Source organism: Burkholderia pyrrocinia, assembly GCF_018417535.1.
GTDB classification, from domain to species: domain Bacteria; phylum Pseudomonadota; class Gammaproteobacteria; order Burkholderiales; family Burkholderiaceae; genus Burkholderia; species Burkholderia pyrrocinia_E.
The window spans coordinates 2,988,775-3,011,970 of the sequence record NZ_CP070977.1 but is presented as its reverse complement, the minus strand read 5'-3'; the positions used below and the strand labels follow the sequence as shown (position 1 = coordinate 3,011,970).

Genomic DNA, 23,196 nt, shown 5'->3' with positions numbered 1-23,196 from the left:
CGCGATCTTTGCCGAATTTCGATAACACGTCGTTTAATGACTCTCTAGCATCGATTCTCAGTCGCGCAGGCCGTCAGGCCCGGCGCCTTTGAGGAGAGAGTCCGATGAAAGCAGAGTCGAATGGCCGGCCCGCCGCCGGCGCCAAGTCGTCCGGCCAGCCCGCGCTGCAGCAGACGCTCGGGACCTGGCAACTGTGGGGCATCGCGGTCGGCCTCGTGATTTCAGGCGAATACTTCGGCTGGAGCTACGGCTGGGCGAGTGCCGGTACGCTGGGGTTCGTCGTCACCGCGCTGTTCGTCGCGGCGATGTACACGACCTTCATCTTCAGCTTCACCGAACTGACGACGTCGATCCCGCACGCGGGCGGCCCGTTCGCGTATGCGCGCCGCGCATTCGGCCCGACGGGCGGCTATCTCGCCGGCGCCGCGACGCTCGTCGAGTTCGTGTTCGCGCCGCCCGCGATCGCGCTCGCGATCGGCGCATACCTGCACGTGCAGTTCCCGGGCCTCGAGCCGAAGCATGCGGCGATGGGCGCGTATCTCGTGTTCATGGCGTTGAACATCGTCGGCGTGCAGATCGCCGCGACGTTCGAGCTCGTCGTCACGCTGCTCGCCATTTTCGAACTGCTGGTGTTCATGGGCGTCGTGTCGCCGGGCTTCGCGTGGAGCAATTTCATGAAGGGCGGCTGGTCGGGCGCCGATCATTTCAGCGTCGGCGCATTCCACGGGATGTTCGCGGCGATCCCGTTCGCGATCTGGTTCTTCCTCGCGATCGAAGGCGTCGCGATGGCCGCCGAGGAAGCGAAGAACCCGAAGCGCTCGATTCCGATCGCGTATGTCGCCGGGATCCTGACCCTCGTCGCGCTCGCGATCGGCGTGATGGTGTTCGCCGGCGGCGCGGGCGACTGGACCAAGCTCGCGAACATCAACGACCCGCTGCCGCAGGCGATGAAGTACATCGTCGGCGCGAACAGCGGCTGGATGCACATGCTCGTGTGGCTGGGGCTGTTCGGCCTGGTCGCGTCGTTCCACGGGATCATCCTCGGCTATTCGCGCCAGATCTTCGCGCTGGCTCGCGAAGGCTACCTGCCGGAGTGGCTCGGGAAGGTGCATCCGCGCTTCAAGACCCCGCATCGCGCGATTCTCGCGGGCGGCGTGGTCGGCATCGCGGCGATCTACAGCGACGAGCTGATCCAGTTCGGCGGGCAGACGCTGACCGCGAATATCGTGACGATGTCGGTATTCGGTGCGATCGTGATGTATATCGTCAGCATGGCGTCGCTGTTCAAGCTGCGCCGCTCGCAGCCGAACATGGCGCGGCCGTTCCGCGCACCGCTGTACCCGATCTTCCCGGCATTCGCGATTCTTGCGGCGTTCGTCTGTCTCGGTACGATGGTGTACTTCAACGGGCTGGTCGCGCTGGTGTTCGTCGGCTTCCTCGCGCTCGGCTACGCGTATTTCCTCGCGACCCGTTCGCAGCGCGCGAGCGCGCCCGGCGACGCGCTGCTGGAGGAGTGAGCATGGCGCAGGTGAACGGCCGTTCCTGACGGCATCCGGCGCGCCCCGTCGAACGGGCGCGCCGTCGGCTTTTGGCAAGGATGGGCAAGGAGACTCGCACGATGTCCTATACGGAGACGATCGGTCCGCGCACGTACCGCTTCGCGGACCTGAAGACGCTGCTCGCGAAGGCGAGCCCGCTGCGTTCCGGCGACCAGCTCGCCGGCGTCGCGGCGGCGAGCGAGGAGGAGCGCGTCGCCGCGAAGATCGCGCTCGCGGGCGTGCCGCTGAAGGCGTTCCTCAGCGAAGCGGTGATCCCGTATGAAGACGACGAGGTCACGCGCCTGATCGTCGACGATCACGACGCTGCCGCGTTCGCGGAAATCTCGCATCTCACCGTCGGCGATTTCCGCAACTGGCTGCTGTCGCCCGCGGCCGACGGCGCGGCGCTCGAACGGATCGCGCCGGGCCTCACGCCCGAGATGGTCGCGGCGGTGTCGAAGCTGATGCGCAACCAGGACCTGATCGCGGCCGCGCGCAAGCGCCGCGTGGTCACGCGCTTTCGCAACACGGTCGGGCTCGCCGGCCGGATGTCGGTGCGGCTGCAGCCGAACCACCCGACCGACGACGTGAAGGGGATCGCCGCGTCGATGCTCGACGGGCTGATGTACGGCTGCGGCGACGCGATGATCGGCATCAACCCGGCGACCGACAGCCTCGCGGCGATCGTGAAGCTGCTGGCGATGATCGACGGGTTCCGCGAACGCTACGGCGTGCCGACGCAGTCGTGCGTGCTCACCCACGTGACCAACACGATCGCGGCGATCGAGAAGGGCGCGCCGGTCGATCTCGTGTTCCAGTCGATCGCGGGCACCGAGAAGGCGAACGCAAGCTTCGGGATCTCGCTCGCGCTGCTCGGCGAGGCGCGCGAGGCCGCGTTGTCGCTGAAGCGCGGCACGGTCGGCAACAACCTGATGTACTTCGAGACGGGCCAGGGCAGCGCGTTGTCGGCGAACGCGCATCACGGCGTCGACCAGCAGACCTGCGAAGTGCGCGCGTATGCCGTTGCGCGCAAGTTCGAGCCGTTCCTCGTGAACACGGTGGTCGGCTTCATCGGGCCCGAATACCTGTACGACGGCAAGCAGATCATCCGCGCGGGGCTCGAGGATCACTTCTGCGGGAAGCTGCTCGGCGTGCCGATGGGCTGCGACATCTGCTACACGAATCACGCGGAAGCCGACCAGGACGACATGGATACCTTGCTGACGCTGCTCGGCGCGGCCGGCATCAACTTCATCATGGGGATTCCGGGCGCGGACGACGTGATGCTGAACTACCAGAGCACGTCGTTCCACGACCAGCTCTACGTGCGCGAGGTGCTCGGCCTGCGCCGCGCACCGGAGTTCGAGGAATGGCTGGAGACGATGGAGATCGCCGATTCGCACGGCGCGCTGCGCGCCGCGACGGCCCGCGCGCCGCTTCTGGCCGGCGCGAACGACTGGATGGGGTTGTCAGCATGAGCGATGCCGTCGAAAAGAATCCGTGGGGCCAGTTGAAGTCGTTCACGAACGCGCGGATCGCGCTCGGCCGCGCGGGCAACAGCCTGCCGACCGCGCCGCTGCTGGCCTTCAACCTGTCGCACGCGCAGGCGCGCGACGCCGTGCACCAGCCGCTCGATGCGGACGCGCTGCGGCGCGAGATCGAGGCGGCCGGCCTGCTGCCGACGCTCGGCGTGCAGAGCGCCGCGCCGGACCGCGACCACTATCTGCGCCGGCCCGACCTCGGTCGCAAGCTGTCGGACGACAGCCGCGGGCTGCTGGCCGGTTACGGCGCGGCGCTCGACGATGCGCCCGACGTCGTGTTCGTGGTCGGCGACGGGCTGTCGGCGTTCGCGGCCGCGAAGCAGGCGCTGCCGCTGCTGCAGGCCGTGCGCCCAAGGCTCGACGCGGACGGCTGGCGGATCGGCCCGGTGGTGGTCGCGAAGCAGGCGCGCGTCGCGCTCGGCGACGAGATCGGCGAGCTGCTGCGCGCGAAGGTCGTCGCGATGCTGATCGGCGAACGGCCGGGGCTCAGCTCGCCGGACAGCCTCGGCGTGTACCTGACGTGGGCGCCGAAGGTCGGCTGCCACGACGCGCTGCGCAACTGCATCTCGAACGTGCGGCCCGAAGGGCTGCCGCACGCGGCCGCCGCGCACAAGCTGCATTACCTGATGACGCATGCGCGCAGGCTCCAGCTGACGGGCGTCGGGCTGAAGGACGACAGCGACGCGCTGCTGCCGCCGGCGCAAGCGGAGCGGATCGGGGCGGCGTGACGGGGGCGGCGCGCGGCTGCATGCCGGGCGGCTACCTGAACAGCCGCTCGCACAGGAAATCGACGAACACGCGCAGCTTCGGCGACAACTGCCGGCTCGACGGCCACACGATCGAGAACTGCCCCGGCGCGATCCGGTAGTCGTCGAGCACGGTGACGAGCGCGCCGCGTTCGAGCGCGTCGCGCGCGAGGAAGTCGGGCATGTAGCCGATGCCGAGCCCCGCGAGCACGGTGCCGCGCAGCGCTTCCATGTTGTTGCAGGTCATCGCGGTGCGCAGCTTCAGCGGCGTGCCGTCGTCGGCCGCGAGCGCCCAGTCCTGCAGCTTGCCGGTGGTCGGAAAGCAGTAGCGCACGCATTCGTGCGCTTCGAGATCGCGCGGCGTGCGCGGCGTGCCGGCCCGCGCGAGATACGCGGGCGTCGCGCACAGCACGAACGCGAACGGGCCGAGCCGCCGCGACATCAGGCTCGAATCCGACAGCGGGCCGCTGCGGATCACCGCATCGAAGCCGCCTTCGACGACGTCGACCATCCGGTCGTTGAAGTCGAGATCGAGCTCGACGTCCGGATAGCGCTGCCGGAACTCGGGCAGCACGGGCAGCAGGAAGCGGTAGCCGATCACCGGCAGGCTCACGCGCAGCCTGCCGCGCGGGCGTTGCGCCGATGCCGTCACGGTCGCTTCCGCATCGCGGAAATCCTCGAGGATCCGCTGGCAGCGTTCGTAGAAGTGCCGCCCCTCTTCAGTGAGCGTGACGCGCCGGGTCGTGCGGTTGAACAGGCGCACGCCGAGCGACTGCTCGAGTTTCGCGATCGTCTTGCCGACCGCCGACGCCGAGATGCCGAGCGCGCGGCCGGCCGCGACGAAGCTCAGCGCTTCGGCGGTGCGGACGAAGGCGACGATGCCGGTCAGGTTTTCCATCGAATCGAAGTGCCTGCGCCGACGGGCGCGGCCGAGTGAATTGCGGAATTCTAGTCCGTTATATGTGGAACTTCGCGTAGTTTTTCGCTGATTGAATCGGATTTATCTTCTGTCGCTCCGGCGGCGCATCCGCGCCGGCTTTTCGAGGAGCGATGATGGATCACCCGTTTTCAGCGGTTTCGGCGCGCCGGCGCGCGTGGGTGCTGGCCGCCGTCTGCATGGCCGCCGTCGCGCTGCCGCTGTCGTTTTCGGGCGGCGCGGTCGCGACGCCGGCGATCGGCCGTGACCTGCATGGCGGCACGGTCGCGATGAACTGGATCACCAACGCGTTCATGCTCGCGTTCGGCAGCTTCCTGATGGCGGCCGGCGCGCTGGCCGACCAGTTCGGCCGCAAGCGGCTGTTCGCGATCGGCGTCGGCGGTTTCACGCTGATGTCGGTCGCGCTCGCGTTCGCGCCGTCGATGCTCGCGGTCGACCTGCTGCGCGCCGCGCAAGGGCTCGCGGCGGCCGCGGCGCTCGCGGGCGGCACGGCCGCGCTCGCGCAGGAGTTCGACGGCGCGGCGCGCACGCGTGCGTTCAGCCTGCTCGGCACGACCTTCGGCATCGGGCTTGCGTTCGGGCCCGTGCTGGCCGGCGGCCTGATCGGGCATTACGGCTGGCGCGCGATCTTCGTCACGAGCGCGGTGGCCGGCGTGCTGTCGCTCGGGTTCGGGCTGCCGCGCATGCGCGAGTCGCGCGACCCGCATGCGACGGGGCTCGACTGGCCCGGCACGGCCGCGTTCACGGCCGCGCTGACGCTGTTCACGTTCGGCGTGATCGAGGCGCCCGCGCGCGGCTGGCCGAGCGCGCTCGTGATCGTGCTGCTGGCCGGCGCGGCGCTCGGCGCATGCGCGTTCGTGATGATCGAGACGCGCGTCGCGCGGCCGATGCTCGACCTGTCGCTGTTCCGCATCGCGCGCTTCGTCGGCGTGCAGGTGCTGCCGGTGTCGACCTGCTGCTGCTACATCGTGCTGCTCGTCGTGCTGCCGCTGCGCTTCATCGGCATCGACGGCTTCAGCGAGATCGACGCAGGCTGGCTGATGCTCGCGATCTCCGCGCCGATGCTCGTCGTGCCGCTCGCCGCGGCGACGCTCACGCGCTGGTTGTCGGCCGGCGTGATCTCGGCGTTCGGGCTGGCGGTCGCGGCGGGCGGGCTCGTGTGGCTGGGCGTCGCGCTGCGCGGCGGTGCGGGGCCGGCGGCGATCGCGCCGATGCTCGCGATCGGCGTCGGCGCCGGCATGCCGTGGGGGCTGATGGACGGGTTGTCGGTGAGCGTCGTGCCGAAGGAGCGCGCGGGGATGGCGACGGGGATCTTCGGCACGACGCGCGTGGCCGGCGAGGGGATCGCGCTCGCGATCGTCGGTGCGGTGCTGGCCGCGCTCGCGCAGACGGGGCTACGGCAGGCGGCCGGTGCCGCCGGCACGCCCGACGCGACGCTGCGTGCGGCCGCGCGGCTCGCGACCGGCGATCTCGCGGGCGCGGCTGCTGCGTTGCCGGGTGTCGGCCATGCGGCGCTGCTTGCGAGCTATACGCATGCGTTCGACCGGTTGCTGACCGGGCTGGCCGTCGTCACGGTGCTGTGTGCGGTGGTGGTGTTCCTGTTTCTCGGCGGGCGGCCCGCGGCGGCTGCAGCGGACGACGACGCGGACGGGCATGCGCATGCCGACGCGCCGGCGCGCAGCCGGATCGAACCGGCTTGTGCGGAGACGCACGGGCGTTGAGCGTCGCGTCGTCGCGCATGGGCGCTTTGGCGGTGGCAGCCGATGTGCCGTTGTGTTTCGTCATGACCGCATCCGCACGCTGACGATCCGCCAAACGCATCACGCCAGCACGAGCGGCGGCAACGCCGCATCCGCCCGCGCCTGCGCCCGCTCGACCTCGATCACCACATGGCGCAGTGCGTGGGGCCACAGGTGCGCGCGGCTTCCCGCATCCTCGTCGATCGTCGCGCGGCCCTGCACGAGCCAGGTCGTCTGACGCATGAAATCGACGAACAGCAGCGCGATGGCCGGATTCACGAGCAGGTTGCCGATCGTGTTGAACAGGTTGTTGCCGGCGAAGTCGGGCAGCACGAGCGTGCGGCGGTCGGGGATGTCGACGAGCGGCTCGAACGCGCCGTCGGCGCGCGGCTGACGGCCGCGGTACGAGCAGTCGCTGTTGCCCGCCGCGTCGGCGGTCGCGACGATCAGGAACGCCTGCTCGCGGATGAACGCGACGGCGTCGTCGGTCAGGGGGCCGGGGTCGCTCATGGTGTCGGTCGGCGCAAACGCCGCTGCGTGTGGATCCGCGTTTCGCATGCAAGCGACATGCCACGCGTCGCGGCCTGGATTGGCATGCAGGCGCGTCTGCGCACTGTGGAAATTTCAAACACCGGCCCCGGCGCTGCGCAATCGGGGTGTTCAGAATCGGCACACTCGCCGTGCTGCATGCTTGAACGCGGCACGGTGCGCACACGGGCCGGCCGCGATCGCGGTGCTTCCGCTGCGCTTCGTTCCTGTTTGGCACGCATGTTGCGTAAACCGGTGCAGCGCGATCCAACCGGCGCTGTACTGACACAAGCACGATGAACAGGAGACATGTATGAACCCGTTTGACCTGAAACAACTGGGCCTCGACGTCGAATACCCGTACCGTCAGCAGTACGACAACTACATCGGCGGCAAATGGGTGGCGCCGGTGAAGGGCGAGTATTTCGAGAACGTGTCGCCGATCAACGGCCAGCCGTTCTGCCGCATTCCGCGCTCGGGCGCCGACGATATCGAGCTGGCGCTCGACGCCGCGCATGCCGCGCGCCGCAAGTGGGGCAAGACGTCCGTGGCCGAGCGCGCGAACCTGCTGCTCGCCGCCGCCGACCGGATGGAAAAGAACCTGAAGCTGCTGGCCGTGGCCGAGACGATCGACAACGGCAAGCCGCTGCGCGAGACGATGGCGGCCGACCTGCCGCTCGCCGTCGACCACTTCCGCTACTTCGCGGGCTGCATCCGAGCGCAGGAAGGCGGTATCTCCGAAATCGACGACAACACCGTCGCGTATCACTTCCACGAGCCGCTCGGCGTCGTCGGCCAGATCATTCCGTGGAACTTCCCGCTGCTGATGGCCGCGTGGAAGCTCGCGCCGGCGCTCGCGGCCGGCTGCTGCGTCGTGATGAAGCCGGCCGAGCAGACGCCCGCGTCGGTGCTCGTGCTGATGGAGCTGATCGGCGACCTGTTCCCGGCCGGCACGATCAACATCGTGAACGGCTTCGGCAAGGAAGCGGGCGAAGCGCTCGCGACCAGCAAGCGGATCGCGAAGATCGCGTTCACGGGCTCGACGCCGGTCGGCCAGCACATCCTGCGCGCGGCGGCCGACAGCCTGATCCCGTCGACGGTCGAACTGGGCGGCAAGAGCCCGAACATCTTCTTCGCCGACGTGCTCGACCAGGACGACGCGTTCCTCGACAAGGCGCTCGAAGGGCTCGCGATGTTCGCGCTGAACCAGGGCGAAGTGTGCACGTGCCCGTCGCGCATCCTGATCCAGGAATCGATCTACGAACGCTTCATCGAGAAGGCTGTCGCGCGCGTCGAGCGCATCAAGTCCGGCCACCCGCTCGACATGCAGACGATGATCGGCGCGCAGGCGTCGCAGCAGCAGCTCGACAAGATCCTGTCGTACATCGACATCGGTCGCGGCGAAGGCGCGCAATGCCTGACGGGCGGCGAACGCACGGCGCCGGCCGCCGATCTCGGCACGGGCTACTACGTGAAGCCGACGATGCTGCTCGGCAACAACAAGATGCGCGTGTTCCAGGAAGAGATCTTCGGGCCGGTCGCGTCGGTGATGACGTTCAAGGACGAGCAGGAAGCGATCGAACTCGCGAACGACACGTTCTACGGGCTCGGCGCGGGCGTGTGGACGCGCAACGGCACGCGTGCGTACCGGATGGGCCGCGAGGTCGAGGCCGGCCGCGTGTGGACCAACTGCTACCACCTGTACCCGGCGCACGCGGCGTTCGGCGGCTACAAGCAGTCGGGGATCGGCCGCGAGACGCACAAGATGGCGCTGTCGAACTATCAGCAGACGAAGTGCCTGCTGGTCAGCTACCAGGCCGAGGCGCTCGGGTTCTTCTGACCTGATCGTCAAGGCAGTGGCGAAGCGCCGGGGTCGGCCGGTCGGCAAAGCAGCGCCGGCCGGTATGGTTGCCGTGTTCGATGGTGATACGCGTGACGCGCGGGCTGCGTTGAATGTTCGACGGCCGGGCGGCACTTGCCCGGCCGTCGAGCGGCGCACACGCGGTTGCGATGCGCTGACTACCGACCATCGGGCCATCCGGTCACCCGGCACTTCGCCATTTTCGACTTCGCCATCCGCCCCCCGGCGTCGGCCGCGCGTCGTCGCGGCCAGCGCCGGAAACGATACCGGCAGTCGCGTGTGCGCGGCGGCACGGTGAGCCGATGCGTGCAACAACAACCAGCATGGCAGAACCGCCCCGATCCTTTCCGCGCCACCCCGTATTCCACGCGGGCGAACTTGACGCGCAGCACCGCTTCGGCGTGGCCGACGAAGCCGCGCGGATGAGCGATGTCGTCACGACGCGCGTGAGCATCGGCGTGCGGCAGTTCGTCGAATCGCAGCCGTTCATGTTCGTCGGCACCGCATGCGGCGGGCGCGCACCCGTGACGTGCGACATCGTGCAGAGCCTGCGCGACGCGAACGGCGATCTGCTGCCCGTCGTCCGCGTGGTCGACACGAAGACGCTGCGGTTCGCGTTGCTCGCATACGGCGACGGCGGCCGGATCGACGCAGCAGCGTGCGACGGCAGCGGTGTCGGGTTGCTGTTCGTCGATTTCGTGCGCGGCATTCGCTACCGGATCAACGGCCGCGCCATGCTGCGTGCCGATTTGCCCGAAGCGGACGCGGCGCCCTGGCCGGCAGGAAGCGCGATCGTCGAGCTGGCGGTCGCGCAGGCGTATGGCAATTGCGGTACGCGGGTCGTGCGGCTGAAGCCGGCCGGGTAGCCGGTATTCGGCAGCGGCGGCGGCGGATATGCGCGGTCGCAGCGCGGATCGCACCGGCGGCGTGCGCGGCACGCCGCCTTCGGGTGCGCCCGTATCGCGCACACCGGCCGGATAGCGTGGAATGACGGGTCGTTCGCCGGGCCACGCGGTTCGGCACGGGACTTGCGTGACAGGCGCGGTTCCGGGCAGGTGAGGGAGAACACGATGGATCGACAGGTGGTGAGTATCGAAGAACCGACGGCCGAAGACACGCGGCGCAACGCGCAGGGCGACGACGCGCTGGCCGGGCAGGCTGTCGTCAGCGTCGCGCACGACGCGGACGAGCAGGCGCGCAACCTGATCGGCTGGCGGCAGACCTACGACCAGCTCGCGGCCGGCCGCTTCGTCGGCACGCTGACCGAGCTGCCGCTCGACACGATGAAGCTGTTTCGCGAATCGACGAGCCACCTGCTGCGCCAGGCATGCGAGGTGCGCGGCGATGCGTACTGGTTCGGCATCCCGCTCGTGGACGACGGCACGGCGCGCGTCGATGCGTGCCGCATCGGGCCCGGCGCGCTCGCGTTCCGGCCCGGCAACGTCGAATTCGAACTGCTGACGCCCGCGCAGTTCTCGATCTACGGCGTCGTCGTGCGCGGCGATGTGCTGCGCCGCTATGCGGAGGAGGTCGAACGCTGCGCGCTCGACGAGCGGCTGTTTACGCAGCGCGTGATGCAGGTCGGCGATGCGCGGCTCGCACGCCTGTGCGCGCTGCTCGGCCGCCGGCTCGACGGCGCGGTGGCCGTGACCGGTCCGCTGCCCGATGCGCAGCGCGACGACCTGCAGGCCGAGGTGCTGGCCGCGCTGTTCGATGCGTGCGCGCAACCGGCCGACGACGGCGCTGGCCGCGCGCCGTCGACGCGCCGCTGGATCGTCGAGCAGGCGCGCGACTACGTGCTCGCGCACCGCACGCGTCCGGTCGGCGTGCCCGAGCTGTGCGAGCAGTTGCACGTGAGCCGGCGCACGCTGCAGTACTGCTTCCAGGACGTGCTCGGGATGGCGCCCGCGTCCTATCTGCGCACGTTGCGGCTGAACGGCGCGCGGCGCGATCTGTGCGGCCGCACGGCCGGCTCGGTCCAGGATGTCGCGGAGGCGTGGGGTTTCTGGCATCTCAGCCAGTTCGCGACCGATTACCGGCGGCTGTTCGGCAAGCGGCCGTCGGAGACGCTGCGCGATCGCGCGGTGATGGTCGCGGCGGGGTGACGACGGCGGCGCGGTCGGCGTTCCGGCTGGCTGTCGCGTCCTGTTTCCTTATCCGGTGGTGGTCGCTGCCGCTTCGCGCGGCGTCGGCCATGCAAGCCCATCCCAGTCGATCGCGCGATATGCGGCTTCGACCGCCGCGAGATCGTCCGGCCGCTCGCTGCGATGCAGCCCGCGCAATTCGGCCGGCACGTCGAGTTCGACCGGCACGCAATGCGGATAGTCGCGCACGCGCAGCGCCGGCCCGATCGTCGTGAAGCACGCGAGCGTCGGCACGTCGAAACCGTCGGCGAGATGCAGCGCGGCCGTGTCGGGCGCGAACAGCAGGCTTGCACCCTTGACCCAAGCAATGAAGCGTGCGGTGTCGGTCGCGTCGCCGCTCACGTCGACATAGGCCGGATGCGCGACGGGGCCGAATCCGGCCACCGGCAGCCCGTAGCGTTGCGCGAGCCGGTCGACGAACGCCGCGCGCAGCGCGGGCGGCACGCTGCGCACCGCGGTGCTCGCGCTCGGACAGAACAGCACGTACGGCCGCTGCCAGGCGGCCGGCAGCGCGGGCAGCGGCAGCCGCGCGAGCCAGCGGTTGCGCTTCGCGGCGGCCGGCACGGCGGCCGGGTCGGCGCCGAGCGCGTCGAGGAAGAAATCGATCATCGGCAGCCGCGCGAACGCGGGCCAGTACAGGTGATTGCCGACGTCGATGCACGGCGCGTCCGCGGGCAGCGCTTCGACGGGGCACGGCAGCGTGCGCGACGGCGCGACGACATCGGCCGCGAGCGCATACAGCGCGTCGACATAGCGCGGCGCGCGGGCCGGCCGGTAAAGCGTGAAGCGCAGGCCCGCGTGCGCTGCGCGCAGCGCGGCGAGCGCGGTCAGCCCGATCACCGAATCGCCGAGCGTGACGCCCATCCCGTTGATCACATGCACATGCGTCGCGCCGTCGTAGTCGAGCCGGAACGGCCGGTGCGCGGCGTGCAGCAGGCCAAGCGCGGACGCAGCCGGCACGTGGCCGACCGCGCGGGCGCTGCCGTGCTCGACGTCGTATGGCGCGACGAGTGTGCCGTCGGGCGCGAGCAGCGTGCCGGGGAGCACGAGCGCGTCGTCATGCGACAGCGCGACGCCGGGCGGCACGGTGCGCGTGTCCATCGTCATCCGCCGCGCGCGCGGCGGCCCTGCTCGCGGATCTGTTCGAGCGTCGCGGCCGGCGTGCTGGCGTCCTGCGGGATGCGGATCTCGATCAGCGCGGGCAGCCCGCAGGTCAGCGCGCGCTCGAGCGCGGGCGCGAAATCGGCGGTGCGCTCGACCGTCTCGCCATGCGCGCCGAACGCGCGCGCATATGCGGCGAAATCGGGATTCGTGAGTCCCGTGCCATGCACGCGGCCAGGGTAGTTGCGCTCCTGATGCATGCGGATCGTGCCGAAATGCCCGTTGTTGACGACAATCGCGACGATGTTCAGCCCGTACTGCATCGCGGTCGCGAGCTCGTTGCCGGCCATCATGAAGCAGCCGTCGCCCGCGAGCGCGACGACGGTCCGCGACGGGTACAGCGATTTCGCGGCGAGCGCGGCCGGGATGCCGTAGCCCATCGCGCCGCTCGTCGGCGCGAGCTGCGAGCGGAAGTGCCGGTACGCGAAGTGGCGATGCAGCCAGATCGCATAGTTGCCGGCGCCGTTGGTCAGGATCGCGTCGTGCGGCAGGCGCTCGCGCAACTGCACCATCACGTCGCCGAGCTGGACGTCGCCGGGCATCGGCAGCGGCGCGTGCCATTCGCGGTACGCGCGATGCGCGTCTGCGGCCGCACCGGCCCACGCGGGGCGCTCGGGCGGCTCGAGCGCGGCGAGCGGCGCGGCGATCTCGGGCATCCCCGACACGATCGGCAGGTCGGCCGCATACACGCGGCCGAGCTCGTCCGCGCCCTGGTGCACGTGGATCAGCGTCTGGCGCGTCTTCGGGATGTCGAGCAGTGTGTAGCCGCCGGTCGTCGCCTCGCCGAGGCGCGGCCCGATCACGAGCAGCAGGTCGGCGTCGCGGATGCGCTTCGCGAGTGCGGGGTTGATCCCCAGCCCGACGTCGCCCGCGTAGTTCGGGTGCGCGTTGTCGATCGTGTCCTGGTAGCGGAACGCGCACGCGACCGGCAGTTGCCAGCGCTCGACGAAGGTGCGCAGGTTCGCGCACGCGTCGGGCGTCCAGCCGCTGCCGCCGACGATCGCGAACGGCCGTTCCGCGCGCGCGAGCCGCTCGCGCAGCTCGTCCATCTGCGCGGCCGACGGAGCGGCGGCGACGCGTTTCGCGGCCGGCACGACGGGTTGCGGCGCGCACGCGTCGGACAGCACGTCTTCCGGCAGCGCGAGCACGACCGGCCCGGGCCGGCCGGACGTCGCGACGTGGAACGCATGGCTCAGGTATTCAGGGATGCGGCGCGGGTCGTCGATCTGCGCGACCCATTTCGCCATCTGGCCGAACATCCGGCGGTAGTCGATTTCCTGGAAGGCTTCGCGGTCGAGATGCTCGCGCGCGCACTGGCCGACGAACAGGATCATCGGCGTCGAATCCTGGAACGCGGTGTGCACGCCGATCGACGCATGCGTCGCACCGGGCCCGCGCGTGACGAACGCGATGCCGGGGTGGCCGGTCAGCTTGCCGACCGCCTCGGCCATGTTCGCGGCGGCCGCCTCGTGGCGGCAGACGACCGTCTGGATGCGCGCGGTGTCGTCCGCCAGCGCATCGAGTACGGCGAGGAAACTCTCGCCCGGCACGCAGAACACGCGTTCGACGTGATTGGCGAGCAACGCATCGACGAGCAGTCGCGCACCGGTGGTGGCGCGCGGCTCGAGATCCTTGGAATGCGACATGGGCTGCCGTCTCCCTGGGTAGCGGGATGTACAGCTTACGCCTGTCGGCGGGGCGCTGAAAAGTGTCGGAACACGGAGTGATTCGGACGGCGCGTCGCCCGCGTTCGCCGGTGGCGGTTGGCCGAAAGGGCGGCTTGTGCGTGATCGCTCGACTGGGAGAATTGAGGGCTACGGATGTCGACGCGAATACAGGTCTCGAGCATCGATGTCGTACCTCCCGAATAATAATAAAACGGGATGCCATTCAATAGTAAAATTTCTGGGATGACTAACGGGATCGAGGATCCAGCATGGCAACCGAAACAATCGATCAAAAGACGCTCGTCCAGCTCGTCGAGGCCGGCGCCGTGCGCGCCGCGCGTGTGATCGGCTGCGGCAACGGCTGGGCCGTTTCGGCCCGTTGCGGCGCAAGCGAACGGCTCCTGTCGGCCAAGCGCGGCGACGTGCGCGTGTTCCGTCGTTTTGAAACGTTGGTCGGGTTTCTGCGCGATATCGGTATCAGCCGGTTCGATGTGGACGCGTCGGATTTCGACCCGGATGCAGCCGGCCGGGCGGCGCGGCCCGATCGTGCGGCCGCGCTGAAAGCGGCTCATGAAGCGGCTGTCCACGACCGCTGGTTTCGCGAGCAGGTGCAGCAGGCGCTGGACGATCCGCGCCCGTCGATTCCCCCGTCGATTCCCGATGCCGAGGTCAGCGCAGAGTTTGCGTCGCGCCGTGCCGCGCTGCGTCAACGGATTGCGGGCAAGCGGGGTAATGCTGTTTGACCCTCGCGCTGCATTGGCATCCGAAGGCGTGTGAGGACCGCGCCGCGATCATGGACTACATCGCCCAGGACGACCCGCTGGCCGCGCTCGAACTGGACGAGCGGGCCGCGGCGTTGCCCGCGCGCGCCGAACTGTATCGGCAAGGGCGCGTGGCGGGCACGCGCGAGCTGGTGGTCGCGCCGAACTACGTGCTCGTATATCGCATCCGGCCGGCCGACAACATCGTGGAGATTCTCCGCGTCTTGCATGCGCGGCGGCAGTGGCCGTGATGCGCGGCGCTCTCAAGAAAAAGCGGGGGCGCTCCAGGTTTTCGGCCTCGAAGTGAGGCCCTTCGGGGAATAGGCCCCTCGGCGGCCTGGCGCGAAGCGATGGGCCCGGGGGCGTTCAGCACTCGACGATGTTCACCGCCAGCCCGCCGCGCGACGTTTCCTTGTACTTCGTCTTCATGTCGGCGCCGGTCTCGCGCATCGTCTTGATCACCGAGTCGAGCGACACGTAGTGCGAGCCGTCGCCGCGCAGCGCCATGCGCGCCGCGTTGACGGCTTTCACCGACGCCATCGCGTTGCGCTCGATGCACGGGATCTGCACCATCCCGCCGACCGGGTCGCAGGTGAGGCCGAGGTTGTGCTCCATCCCGATCTCGGCCGCGTTCTCGACCTGGTGCGGCGTGCCGCCGAGCACGGCCGCGAGCGCGCCGGCCGCCATCGAGCAGGCGACGCCCACTTCGCCCTGGCAGCCGACTTCCGCGCCCGAGATCGACGCGTTGAGCTTGTAGAGAATGCCGATCGCGGCGGCCGTCAGCAGGAAGTCGATCACGCCCTGTTCGTTCGCGCCGGGCGTGAAGCGCGTGTAGTAGTGCAGCACGGCCGGGATGATGCCGGCCGCGCCGTTGGTCGGCGCGGTGACGACCCGGCCGCCGGCCGCGTTTTCCTCGTTGACCGCGATCGCGTACAGGTTGATCCAGTCGATCATCGACAGCGGGTCCTGCAGCGCGCGCTCCGGGCTGCCCGTCAGCGTGCGGTACAACTGCGGCGCGCGGCGCTTGACCTGGAACGGGCCGGGCAGGTTGCCGTCGGCATCGGGGTTGCCGATCCCGCAGCCGCGCGACACGCAGGACTGCATCACGGCCCAGATCTTCAGCAGCCCGTCGCGCGTTTCTTCCTCGGTGTGCCACGCGCGCTCGTTTTCCCACATCAGCTGCGCGATCGACTTGCCGGTCGATTCGGTCAGCGCGAGCAGCTCCGCGCCGGTGCGGAACGGGTGCGTCATCTGCTCGGCCGCGCTCAGCACCTTCGTGTTCGGTGCGCCGGCCGTCACGACGAAGCCGCCGCCGACCGACAGGTAGGTGCGCTCGACCAGCACCGTGCCGTTCGCGTCGGACGCGCGCAGCTTCATCCCGTTCGGATGCTCGGGCAGCGCCTGGCGGTAGAACGCGATGTTCTCCTTCAGCACGAACGGCACCGGATGCGTGCCGAGCAGCGCGAGCTTCTTCGACTTGCGGACCTCGTCCAGCCGCGCGTCGATGGTTTCGGGATCGACGGTGTCGGGCGCATCGCCGAGCAGGCCGAGCATCACGCCGCGGTCGGTGCCGTGGCCCTTGCCGGTGGCGCCGAGCGAGCCGTACAGCTCGACCTTCACGTGGGCCGTCGCATCGAGCAGCCCGTCGCGCTCGAGGCCCTGGACGAACATCAGCGCCGCGCGCATCGGTCCGACCGTATGCGAACTGGACGGACCAATGCCGATCTTGAAGAGGTCAAACACGCTGACTGCCATTTCGATACCTGCCTTGCTTTAAGAGTAGTGCTAGCGCGCCTGTAATGGCAGGCACGCGGCGAGCCATGCGGGCGGCGTTGGGGAAAGCTGCTGCGCGACGCGGGCATAGCGCCCGTCGAGCCGCGCGGCCAGATGAAAGAGTTCGGTGGCGTTTTTCGGGTCCCACTGCCCCGTGTAGCCCGGCAGGCCGGCCTCGCGGCGCTTCGCGTCGAATGGCACCGGCGAATTCACGAATTCCTCGTGGGTCTTCTCGCCGAGCGCGTACGGCACGAGCCAGTCGAGCGCGGCCTCGAGCGTCGCGCCGTTCGCGCCGCGCTCGCGCAGCCAGTTGCGGTTGAAGCGGCGCGCGGCGAGCGCGGCCGTCACCAGCGGCTGCAGGTCGTACACAGCGTAGTGCAGCGCATCGCGTTCCTCGAAATCCCACGTCTTGCCGTCCGGGCCGATGTTGTCGGCGAGATGCTCGACGAACAGCCGCTGCGCGGCGTTCATCATCTTGCGGTCGCCGAGCGTGAACGCGGACAGCGCGATCAGCTTGATCCGGTGGCTCTGCCAGTTGTTGCGCCAGGTGCCGGCGAGCGGACGCTTCTGCGTGTCGATCTGCGCGACATAGCCCGCGCCGAGCTTCGCGATGAACGCTGCCGTCGCGTTGCGGGTCTTCACCGGCAGCGCGCTCGCGGTCATGTCGTACGCGACGATCAGGCTTTCGAAGCGCGTCTCGTCGATCGGGTTGAAGCTCGGCTGGTAGGTCGCGACCCACGCGGACAGGAAGCGGTCGACGAGCTGCAGGTAGCGCGGCGCGTTCGTCACGCGCCACGCGAGCGCCGCGTCGCGCATCAGGTCCATGTCCTTAAGCGCGGCCGCGCTCTGGTCGTAGATGCCTTCGTGCGGCAGCGTGCCCTCGGTGTGCACGCGCGCCATCGCCTTCGGCTGCTCGCCGATGCGCGCGTCGACGCTGCGGATCAGCGCCTGCACGCCCGGCTCGGCCTGCGTCGTCTCGCTCGCCTGCAGTGCCGGCGCCGCGCAGAAATTCATCGCCGCGCGCGCGCTGCCGGCCGCGCCGAGGCCGGCAGCGGCGAACGACAGCGACGCGACGAGCATCGGCACGAACCGGCGCGCGCGCGGCCGGCTCTGCATTGCACCATGGCCCGGAAACATCGGACGCACCATGCGGAACTCCTTCATTGGCTGGATCGCGTGTGATGTTAGCCGGATTGGCGGACGAACGCGCACCGGTTCGAGCGGCGAACGCAAAAACCGCACGCAACACGGAGTTGCGTGCGGTGCTGTCATCATCGGACGGCTCCGGGCCTGGCGCGCGTTATGCGTATTCCGACATCGGCACGCACGAGCAGAACAGGTTGCGGTCGCCGTAGGCGTTGTCCGCACGGCCGACCGGCGGCCAGTACTTGTTCGTGCCGAGCGATGCGACCGGGTACGCAGCCTGTTCGCGCGAGTACGCGTGCGGCCATTCGTTCGCGGTGACGACGGCCGCCGTGTGCGGTGCGTGACGCAGCGGGTTGTCCTCGCGATCGGCGCGGCCTTCCTCGACTGCGCGGATTTCCTCGCGGATCGCGATCATCGCGGCGATGAAGCGGTCGAGTTCTTCCTGCGATTCCGATTCGGTCGGCTCGACCATCAGCGTGCCCGGCACCGGGAAGCTCATCGTCGGCGCGTGGAAGCCGTAGTCCATCAGGCGCTTCGCGACGTCGTCGACGCTGATGCCGCTCGAATCCTTGATCGGACGCAGATCGAGAATGCATTCGTGCGCGACCAGCCCGCCCGGGCCCGAGTACAGGACCGGATAGTGCGGCGCGAGGCGCTTCGCGATGTAGTTCGCGTTGAGGATCGCGGTTTCCGTCGCGGCGGTCAGGTTCTTCGCGCCCATCATCGCGATGTACATCCACGAGATCGGCAGGATCGACGCCGAGCCGTACGGGGCGGCCGACACCGCGCCGATGCCGTTTTCGTCACGAGCGTAGCCGGTCGAACGCTGGTTCGGCAGGAACTTCGCGAGGTGCGCGCCGACCGCGACCGGGCCGACGCCCGGGCCGCCGCCGCCGTGCGGGATGCAGAAGGTCTTGTGCAGGTTCAGGTGCGACACGTCGCCGCCGAACTGGCCCGGCGCGGTCAGGCCGACCATCGCGTTCATGTTCGCGCCGTCGACGTACACCTGGCCGCCGTGCGCATGGACGATCTCGCAGATTTCGCGGACGTTCTGCTCGAACACGCCGTGCGTCGACGGATACGTGATCATGATCGCCGCGAGGTCCTTCGAATGCTCGTCGGCCTTCGCCTTCAGGTCGGCGATGTCGACGTTGCCCTGCGCGTCGCAGGCGACGACCACGACCTTCATGCCGGCCATGTGCGCGGATGCCGGGTTCGTGCCGTGCGCGGACGCCGGGATCAGGCACACGTCGCGGTGGGCTTCGCCGCGCGATGCGTGGTACGCGTGGATGATCAGCAGGCCCGCGTACTCGCCCTGCGAGCCCGCGTTCGGCTGCAGCGACACGGCCGCGTAGCCGGTGGCCGCGACGAGCATCTGCTCGAGCTGGTCGATCATCTCGCGGTAGCCGACGGTCTGGTCGGCCGGCGCGAACGGGTGGATGCCGCCGAATTCGGGCCACGTGACGGGCAGCATTTCCGACGTCGCGTTCAGCTTCATCGTGCACGAGCCGAGCGGGATCATCGAGCGGTCGAGCGCGAGATCCTTGTCCGACAGGCTGCGCAGGTAGCGCAGCATCTCGGTTTCGGAATGGTGGCGGTTGAACACGTGGTGCGTCAGGTACGCGCTCGTGCGCTCGAGGCCGGCCGGCAGTGCGGCGACGCCGGCTGCGCCCGCGTCCAGCGCGTCGACGGCCGGCGCGGTGCCGCCCGCGGCCTGCGCGAACACGGCGAGGAGATCGGCGAGGTCGTCGCGCGTCGTCGTTTCGTCGACCGACACGCCGACTTGCGTGTCGCTCACGCGGCGCAGGTTGATGCGCTTCGCCTTCGCGAATTCGTGAACCTGCGCGGTGCGCACGCCGGTGTCGATCGTCAGCGTGTCGAAGAACGTGTCGTTGACGGTCGCGAAGCCGAGCTGCTTCACGCCGGCGGCGAACAGCGCCGCGATGCGGTTCACGCGCAGCGCGATCGTCTTCAGCCCGTGCGGACCGTGATAGACCGCGTACATGCTGGCCATGATCGCGAGCAGCGCCTGCGCGGTACACACGTTCGACGTCGCCTTCTCGCGGCGGATGTGCTGTTCGCGCGTCTGCAGCGCGAGGCGCAGCGCGGGCTTGCCCTGCGCGTCGACCGTCACGCCGACGAGGCGGCCCGGCATTTGGCGCTTGAATTCGTCGCGCACCGCGAGATACGCGGCGTGCGGGCCGCCGAAGCCCATCGGCACGCCGAAGCGCTGCGTGTTGCCGATCGCGACGTCCGCGCCCCATTCGCCGGGCGGCGTCAGCACGGTGAGTGCCAGCAGGTCGGCCGCGACGACCACGTGGCCGCCGGCCGCGTGAATCGCTTCGGTGAGCGCGCGGTAGTCGCGCACGTCGCCGTTCACGCCCGGGTATTGCAGCAGCACGCCGAACGCGTTCGATTGTGCGGCGTCGGCGGCCGGGCCCGTCCTGACCTCGATGCCGATCGGCAGCGCGCGCGTGCGGATCACTTCGAGCGTCTGCGGCAGCACGTCGTCGGCGACGTAGAACACGTTCGACGCCGGCTTGCCGGTGCGCTGCAGCAGCGTCATCGCTTCGGCCGCGGCGGTGGCTTCATCGAGCAGCGACGCGTTCGAGATCGCGAGGCCCGTGAGGTCGGCCACCATCTGCTGGAAGTTCAGGAGCGCCTCGAGGCGGCCCTGGGAAATTTCGGGCTGGTACGGCGTGTAGGCCGTGTACCACGCCGGGTTCTCAAGCACGTTGCGCAGGATTACGGCCGGCGTGTGCGTGTCGTGGTAACCCTGGCCGATATACGAGCGGAACACCTGGTTCTTGTCCGCGAGAACCCGCAGCGCGGCGAGGGCTTCGGCCTCGCTCTTCGGCTGCGCGAACGGGCCGAGCGGCAGCGTTTCGGCGCGGCGGATCGAGGCCGGGATCACGGCGTCCATCAGGGCGGCGCGCGACGCAAAGCCGAGCGTGTCGAGCATGGCCTGCTGGCTGGCGGCGTCGGGGCCGATGTGGCGTTCGGCGAACGCGTCGTGCGTTTCGAGCGCGGCGAGCGAGAGGGGCGTGCGGTTCATCAGGCGGTCCGGGTGTTCGAGCTTCATGGCGTGACTCTGGTCCCGCGCGGGGCAGGGCGGCTGGCCGGCCCCGCGCGGTTTCGGGTGAGGGAATTAGTCGATCAGCTTGGTGTAGGCGGCTGCGTCGATCAGCTTGTCGGTCGATGCGCCGGCCGCGAGCTTGATCTTGAAGAGCCACACGCCGTATGCGTCGCTGTTCACTTCTTCCGGCGTGTCGGCGGCTTCCGTGTTGACGGCGACGATCTCGCCGGACACCGGCGAGTAGATGTCGGATGCCGCCTTCACCGATTCGACGACGCCGACGGCGTCGCCCGCGGTCACCGACTTGCCGACTGCCGGCAGTTCGAGGAAGACGATGTCGCCGAGCGTGCTCTGCGCGTGATCGGTGATACCGACCGTCAGCGTGCCGTCGGCTTCGGTGCGGATCCACTCGTGTTCGTCGGTGTATTTCAGATCGGCCGGGACGTTGCTCATCGGATGCTCCTGGATAAAAGGGTGTAATTCGTTCTGCTGGCGCGCCGCCATGGCGCGCCGGGTGTGGTTGTGCCGGGCGCCATTTCCCGGCTTACCGGGAGGCGGGCCCCCGGCCGTTACGCAGCGAGGACCTTGCCGTTGCGCACGAACGGCAGTTTTACCACGCGCGCGGGAAGATTCTTGTCGCGAATTTGCACCTGGACCGTGTCGCCGACCTGGACGGCCGCCGGCACGCGTGCGAACGCGATCGATTCCTGCATCGACGGCGAGAACGTGCCGCTCGTGATCTCGCCTTCGCCGTGCGGCGTGACGACCTTCTGGTGCGCGCGCAGCACGCCGCCCGCCTTGCCGTTTTCCTTTTGCAGGATCAGGCCGACGAACGCGGCGCGCGTGCCGTCGCGCTCGAGCGCGGCGCGGCCGACGAAGTCGCGCGGCGCGGTGAGGTCGACCGTCCACGCGAGGCCCGCGTCGAGCGGCGAGACGGTGTCGTCCATGTCCTGGCCGTACAGGTTCATGCCGGCCTCGAGGCGCAGCGTGTCGCGCGCGCCGAGCCCGCACGGGCGCACGCCGTTTTGCTGCAGTGCGTTCCACAGCGCTTCGACATGCACGGCCGGGACGATCACTTCGAAACCGTCTTCACCGGTATAGCCGGTGCGCGCGACGGTGAGATCGCCGAACGGCGTGCCGGCGACCTGCGCGGCGTTGAACGGCTTCAGCTCGCTCGTTGCGGCGCGCGCGGCGGGCACGGTCGTCCAGGTTTTTTCGCGGGCGTTCGGGCCCTGTACGGCGACGATCGCGAAATCGCGGCGCGGCGCGATCGTGACGCCGTAGCCGCCTTGCTCGTTCAACTGGTTGAACCACGCGATGTCTTTCTCGGCGGTGCCGGCGTTGACGACGACGCGGAAGAAGTCTTCGGTGAAGTAATAGACGATCAGGTCGTCGATGACGCCGCCCTGCGGATTGAGCAGGCACGAGTAGAGCGCCTTGCCGGGGGTCTTGAGCTTGCCGACGTTGTTCGCGATCGCGTGCTCGAAGAATGCGCGCACGCGGCTGCCGGTGAAATCGACGACGCACATGTGCGACACGTCGAACATGCCGGCGTCGGTGCGCACGGCTTCGTGTTCTTCGATCTGCGAGCCGTAGTTGACGGGCATGTCCCAGCCGCCGAAGTCGACCATGCGGGCATTGAGCGCGCGGTGCGCGGCGTTGAGCGGGGTGTGATTCAGTGCAGTCATCGAGGCCTCAGGCAAGGCGCTTGCGCGCGGATCAGAACGGCCATGTGCCGACCGCCGCGGCCGACGGGCTGCGAGCGATCCGGTACATGCCCCTCTGTCCTCGATACCTGAGAGATTGCACTGCGGGCAAAGCCCGGCGAGCGCGCGCCCCTTCGGTGGGCAGCTTGCCCGCGCAGCATGTGCGCAGCGGGCTACTGCCGCTCTCCAGAGTGCGGGGAGTGCGGCCCGCGCAATGCGCGGACGGGATTCCCCGACGCGGTCGGTCCTTTTGCCTGAGAGTTTGCGGGTGTGCCCCTTCGGCGGCGCGACCGGCGTTGCTAGCTACGCGGTCACACGCTCTCCCGACGCGTGCGGGCGACTGTACGCGAGCGGGTGGGCCTTGTCAATTTGAGCAAAAGAATGTCGCTTCGCGACAAGCGGCGGCAGCCTGTGCCGCCGCTTTTTCCGCTCCGGCGGGCGCCGGCGCGTTACTCGCCGATCGCGCGCGCGGCCGTGTCGAGTTCCTGGTTCAGCACGCGCTGCTCGTCGCCGGACAGGCCGCCGCTGTGCTGCGCGGACATGTCGTTCGACTCCTGGCGGATCACGTCGAGGCGGTGATGAAGCTGCGCGCCGTACGGCGGCGGGTAGTAGCCGCCGTTCACGCGCGCGTCGATGCGGCGGTGCAGGTTGTCGATCCGGCCCTGGATCTGTTGCATTCGCTCGTTCGCGACGACCTGCGGATTCGGCCGCGGCGGGGGCGCCGGACGGACCGGCTGCTGCGGCTGCACGATACAGGCCGCGAGCGAGGAAACCAGCACGCAGCACGCTGCTGCGCGAATCAACCGTTGCATCAACATTCTCCTGACGGATTGGTGTCGGATCGACTTTTTTGAGAAACGCGTCAGACAGGT

Annotated in this window: 19 protein-coding genes and 2 riboswitches; of the genes, 9 read left to right on the top strand and 10 right to left on the bottom strand. The window is 69.2% G+C overall.

Annotated features, from left to right (window positions below):
* Positions 1 to 104: 104 nt before the first annotated feature.
* From eat to eutC, 3 genes are all read left to right on the top strand, one after another.
* Positions 105 to 1,517, top strand: coding sequence for an ethanolamine permease (eat, locus tag JYG32_RS13985; RefSeq protein ID WP_174383988.1), 1,413 nt, complete (start codon positions 105 to 107; stop codon positions 1,515 to 1,517).
* Between the two features lie 101 nt (positions 1,518 to 1,618).
* Positions 1,619 to 3,016 (top strand): ethanolamine ammonia-lyase subunit EutB, encoded by a 1,398-nt coding sequence (locus tag JYG32_RS13980; RefSeq protein ID WP_213263856.1) that lies wholly within the window; start codon positions 1,619 to 1,621, stop codon positions 3,014 to 3,016.
* Positions 3,013 to 3,807 carry an ethanolamine ammonia-lyase subunit EutC gene (eutC, locus tag JYG32_RS13975; RefSeq protein ID WP_111015617.1) on the top strand — a complete coding sequence of 265 codons (795 nt, stop codon included), beginning with the start codon at positions 3,013 to 3,015 and terminating at the stop codon, positions 3,805 to 3,807. The genes JYG32_RS13980 and eutC overlap by 4 nt, the downstream gene beginning before the upstream one ends.
* Positions 3,808 to 3,838: 31 nt before the next feature.
* Here the strand turns inward: eutC and JYG32_RS13970 are convergent, their stop codons facing one another.
* Entirely contained in the window at positions 3,839 to 4,723 is an 885-nt protein-coding gene (locus JYG32_RS13970; protein WP_213263855.1) for a LysR family transcriptional regulator, read from the bottom strand.
* A 155-nt stretch (positions 4,724 to 4,878) separates the two neighbouring features.
* On the opposite strand from JYG32_RS13970, the gene JYG32_RS13965 reads away from it, so the two are divergent.
* Positions 4,879 to 6,483 (top strand): MFS transporter, encoded by a 1,605-nt coding sequence (locus JYG32_RS13965; RefSeq protein ID WP_213263854.1) that lies wholly within the window; start codon positions 4,879 to 4,881, stop codon positions 6,481 to 6,483.
* A 99-nt stretch (positions 6,484 to 6,582) separates the two neighbouring features.
* Here JYG32_RS13965 and JYG32_RS13960 read toward each other — a convergent pair whose 3' ends face one another.
* A complete protein-coding gene (locus JYG32_RS13960) occupies positions 6,583 to 7,011 on the bottom strand; it encodes a pyridoxamine 5'-phosphate oxidase family protein (protein WP_213263853.1) in 429 nt (142 codons plus the stop codon).
* Between the two features lie 331 nt (positions 7,012 to 7,342).
* On the opposite strand from JYG32_RS13960, the gene exaC reads away from it, so the two are divergent.
* The 3 genes from exaC to JYG32_RS13945 all read left to right on the top strand — a co-directional run bounded on the left by exaC (position 7,343) and on the right by JYG32_RS13945 (position 10,995).
* On the top strand, positions 7,343 to 8,869 hold the full coding sequence (gene exaC / locus JYG32_RS13955) for an acetaldehyde dehydrogenase ExaC (RefSeq protein ID WP_174384272.1): 1,527 nt from the start codon (positions 7,343 to 7,345) through the stop codon (positions 8,867 to 8,869).
* Between the two features lie 344 nt (positions 8,870 to 9,213).
* Positions 9,214 to 9,756: a hypothetical protein gene (locus tag JYG32_RS13950; protein ID WP_213263852.1), complete on the top strand. Its 543-nt coding sequence runs from the start codon at positions 9,214 to 9,216 to the stop codon at positions 9,754 to 9,756.
* A 204-nt stretch (positions 9,757 to 9,960) separates the two neighbouring features.
* Positions 9,961 to 10,995 carry a helix-turn-helix domain-containing protein gene (locus JYG32_RS13945; RefSeq protein WP_174384270.1) on the top strand — a complete coding sequence of 345 codons (1,035 nt, stop codon included), beginning with the start codon at positions 9,961 to 9,963 and terminating at the stop codon, positions 10,993 to 10,995.
* 48 nt (positions 10,996 to 11,043) lie between these two features.
* Here the strand turns inward: JYG32_RS13945 and JYG32_RS13940 are convergent, their stop codons facing one another.
* Positions 11,044 to 12,141 carry an ADP-heptose--LPS heptosyltransferase gene (locus tag JYG32_RS13940; protein ID WP_213263851.1) on the bottom strand — a complete coding sequence of 366 codons (1,098 nt, stop codon included), beginning with the start codon at positions 12,139 to 12,141 and terminating at the stop codon, positions 11,044 to 11,046.
* Complete coding sequence (locus JYG32_RS13935; protein WP_213263850.1) at positions 12,138 to 13,841, bottom strand: thiamine pyrophosphate-binding protein; 1,704 nt, start codon at positions 13,839 to 13,841, stop codon at positions 12,138 to 12,140. Before JYG32_RS13935 ends, JYG32_RS13940 begins: the two co-directional genes overlap by 4 nt.
* 290 nt (positions 13,842 to 14,131) lie before the next feature.
* Between JYG32_RS13935 and JYG32_RS13930 the strand changes: the two genes are divergently transcribed.
* Both JYG32_RS13930 and JYG32_RS13925 read left to right on the top strand, forming a co-directional pair.
* Positions 14,132 to 14,605: a hypothetical protein gene (locus JYG32_RS13930; protein WP_213263849.1), complete on the top strand. Its 474-nt coding sequence runs from the start codon at positions 14,132 to 14,134 to the stop codon at positions 14,603 to 14,605.
* Entirely contained in the window at positions 14,602 to 14,874 is a 273-nt protein-coding gene (locus tag JYG32_RS13925; protein ID WP_213263848.1) for a type II toxin-antitoxin system RelE/ParE family toxin, read from the top strand. Before JYG32_RS13930 ends, JYG32_RS13925 begins: the two co-directional genes overlap by 4 nt.
* 115 nt (positions 14,875 to 14,989) lie before the next feature.
* Here the strand turns inward: JYG32_RS13925 and JYG32_RS13920 are convergent, their stop codons facing one another.
* From JYG32_RS13920 to JYG32_RS13895, 6 genes are all read right to left on the bottom strand, one after another.
* Positions 14,990 to 16,378, bottom strand: a complete 1,389-nt coding sequence (locus tag JYG32_RS13920; RefSeq protein WP_174383853.1) for an L-serine ammonia-lyase — start codon at positions 16,376 to 16,378, stop codon at positions 14,990 to 14,992.
* Positions 16,379 to 16,408: 30 nt separating this feature from the next.
* On the bottom strand, positions 16,409 to 17,545 hold the full coding sequence (locus tag JYG32_RS13915; protein WP_213263847.1) for an alginate lyase family protein: 1,137 nt from the start codon (positions 17,543 to 17,545) through the stop codon (positions 16,409 to 16,411).
* 151 nt (positions 17,546 to 17,696) lie between these two features.
* The gene (gene gcvP / locus JYG32_RS13910) at positions 17,697 to 20,624 is read right to left on the bottom strand and encodes an aminomethyl-transferring glycine dehydrogenase (protein WP_213263846.1); all 2,928 of its coding nucleotides are present in this window, start codon (positions 20,622 to 20,624) and stop codon (positions 17,697 to 17,699) included.
* 66 nt (positions 20,625 to 20,690) lie between these two features.
* Positions 20,691 to 21,071, bottom strand: a complete 381-nt coding sequence (gene gcvH / locus JYG32_RS13905) for a glycine cleavage system protein GcvH (protein ID WP_174383856.1) — start codon at positions 21,069 to 21,071, stop codon at positions 20,691 to 20,693.
* A 116-nt stretch (positions 21,072 to 21,187) separates the two neighbouring features.
* On the bottom strand, positions 21,188 to 22,306 hold the full coding sequence (gene gcvT / locus JYG32_RS13900; RefSeq protein WP_213263845.1) for a glycine cleavage system aminomethyltransferase GcvT: 1,119 nt from the start codon (positions 22,304 to 22,306) through the stop codon (positions 21,188 to 21,190).
* Between the two features lie 84 nt (positions 22,307 to 22,390).
* A riboswitch (glycine riboswitch) is annotated at positions 22,391 to 22,524 on the bottom strand.
* Positions 22,525 to 22,556: 32 nt separating this feature from the next.
* Positions 22,557 to 22,660, bottom strand: a riboswitch (glycine riboswitch).
* Between the two features lie 113 nt (positions 22,661 to 22,773).
* Positions 22,774 to 23,136: a hypothetical protein gene (locus tag JYG32_RS13895; RefSeq protein WP_011350564.1), complete on the bottom strand. Its 363-nt coding sequence runs from the start codon at positions 23,134 to 23,136 to the stop codon at positions 22,774 to 22,776.
* Positions 23,137 to 23,196: the final 60 nt, after the last annotated feature.

Bases quoted from the DNA above. Each gene is read 5' to 3' on its own strand.
- eat (WP_174383988.1), top strand. From the start codon at position 105: ATGAAAGCAGAGTCGAATGGCCGGCCCGCCGCCGGCGCCAAGTCGTCC.
- JYG32_RS13980 (WP_213263856.1), top strand. From the start codon at position 1,619: ATGTCCTATACGGAGACGATCGGTCCGCGCACGTACCGCTTCGCGGAC.
- eutC (WP_111015617.1), top strand. From the start codon at position 3,013: ATGAGCGATGCCGTCGAAAAGAATCCGTGGGGCCAGTTGAAGTCGTTC.
- JYG32_RS13970 (WP_213263855.1), bottom strand. From the start codon at position 4,723: ATGGAAAACCTGACCGGCATCGTCGCCTTCGTCCGCACCGCCGAAGCG.
- JYG32_RS13965 (WP_213263854.1), top strand. From the start codon at position 4,879: ATGGATCACCCGTTTTCAGCGGTTTCGGCGCGCCGGCGCGCGTGGGTG.
- JYG32_RS13960 (WP_213263853.1), bottom strand. From the start codon at position 7,011: ATGAGCGACCCCGGCCCCCTGACCGACGACGCCGTCGCGTTCATCCGC.
- exaC (WP_174384272.1), top strand. From the start codon at position 7,343: ATGAACCCGTTTGACCTGAAACAACTGGGCCTCGACGTCGAATACCCG.
- JYG32_RS13950 (WP_213263852.1), top strand. From the start codon at position 9,214: ATGGCAGAACCGCCCCGATCCTTTCCGCGCCACCCCGTATTCCACGCG.
- JYG32_RS13945 (WP_174384270.1), top strand. From the start codon at position 9,961: ATGGATCGACAGGTGGTGAGTATCGAAGAACCGACGGCCGAAGACACG.
- JYG32_RS13940 (WP_213263851.1), bottom strand. From the start codon at position 12,141: ATGACGATGGACACGCGCACCGTGCCGCCCGGCGTCGCGCTGTCGCAT.
- JYG32_RS13935 (WP_213263850.1), bottom strand. From the start codon at position 13,841: ATGTCGCATTCCAAGGATCTCGAGCCGCGCGCCACCACCGGTGCGCGA.
- JYG32_RS13930 (WP_213263849.1), top strand. From the start codon at position 14,132: ATGGCAACCGAAACAATCGATCAAAAGACGCTCGTCCAGCTCGTCGAG.
- JYG32_RS13920 (WP_174383853.1), bottom strand. From the start codon at position 16,378: ATGGCAGTCAGCGTGTTTGACCTCTTCAAGATCGGCATTGGTCCGTCC.
- JYG32_RS13915 (WP_213263847.1), bottom strand. From the start codon at position 17,545: ATGGTGCGTCCGATGTTTCCGGGCCATGGTGCAATGCAGAGCCGGCCG.
- gcvP (WP_213263846.1), bottom strand. From the start codon at position 20,624: ATGAAGCTCGAACACCCGGACCGCCTGATGAACCGCACGCCCCTCTCG.
- gcvH (WP_174383856.1), bottom strand. From the start codon at position 21,071: ATGAGCAACGTCCCGGCCGATCTGAAATACACCGACGAACACGAGTGG.
- gcvT (WP_213263845.1), bottom strand. From the start codon at position 22,306: ATGACTGCACTGAATCACACCCCGCTCAACGCCGCGCACCGCGCGCTC.
- JYG32_RS13895 (WP_011350564.1), bottom strand. From the start codon at position 23,136: ATGCAACGGTTGATTCGCGCAGCAGCGTGCTGCGTGCTGGTTTCCTCG.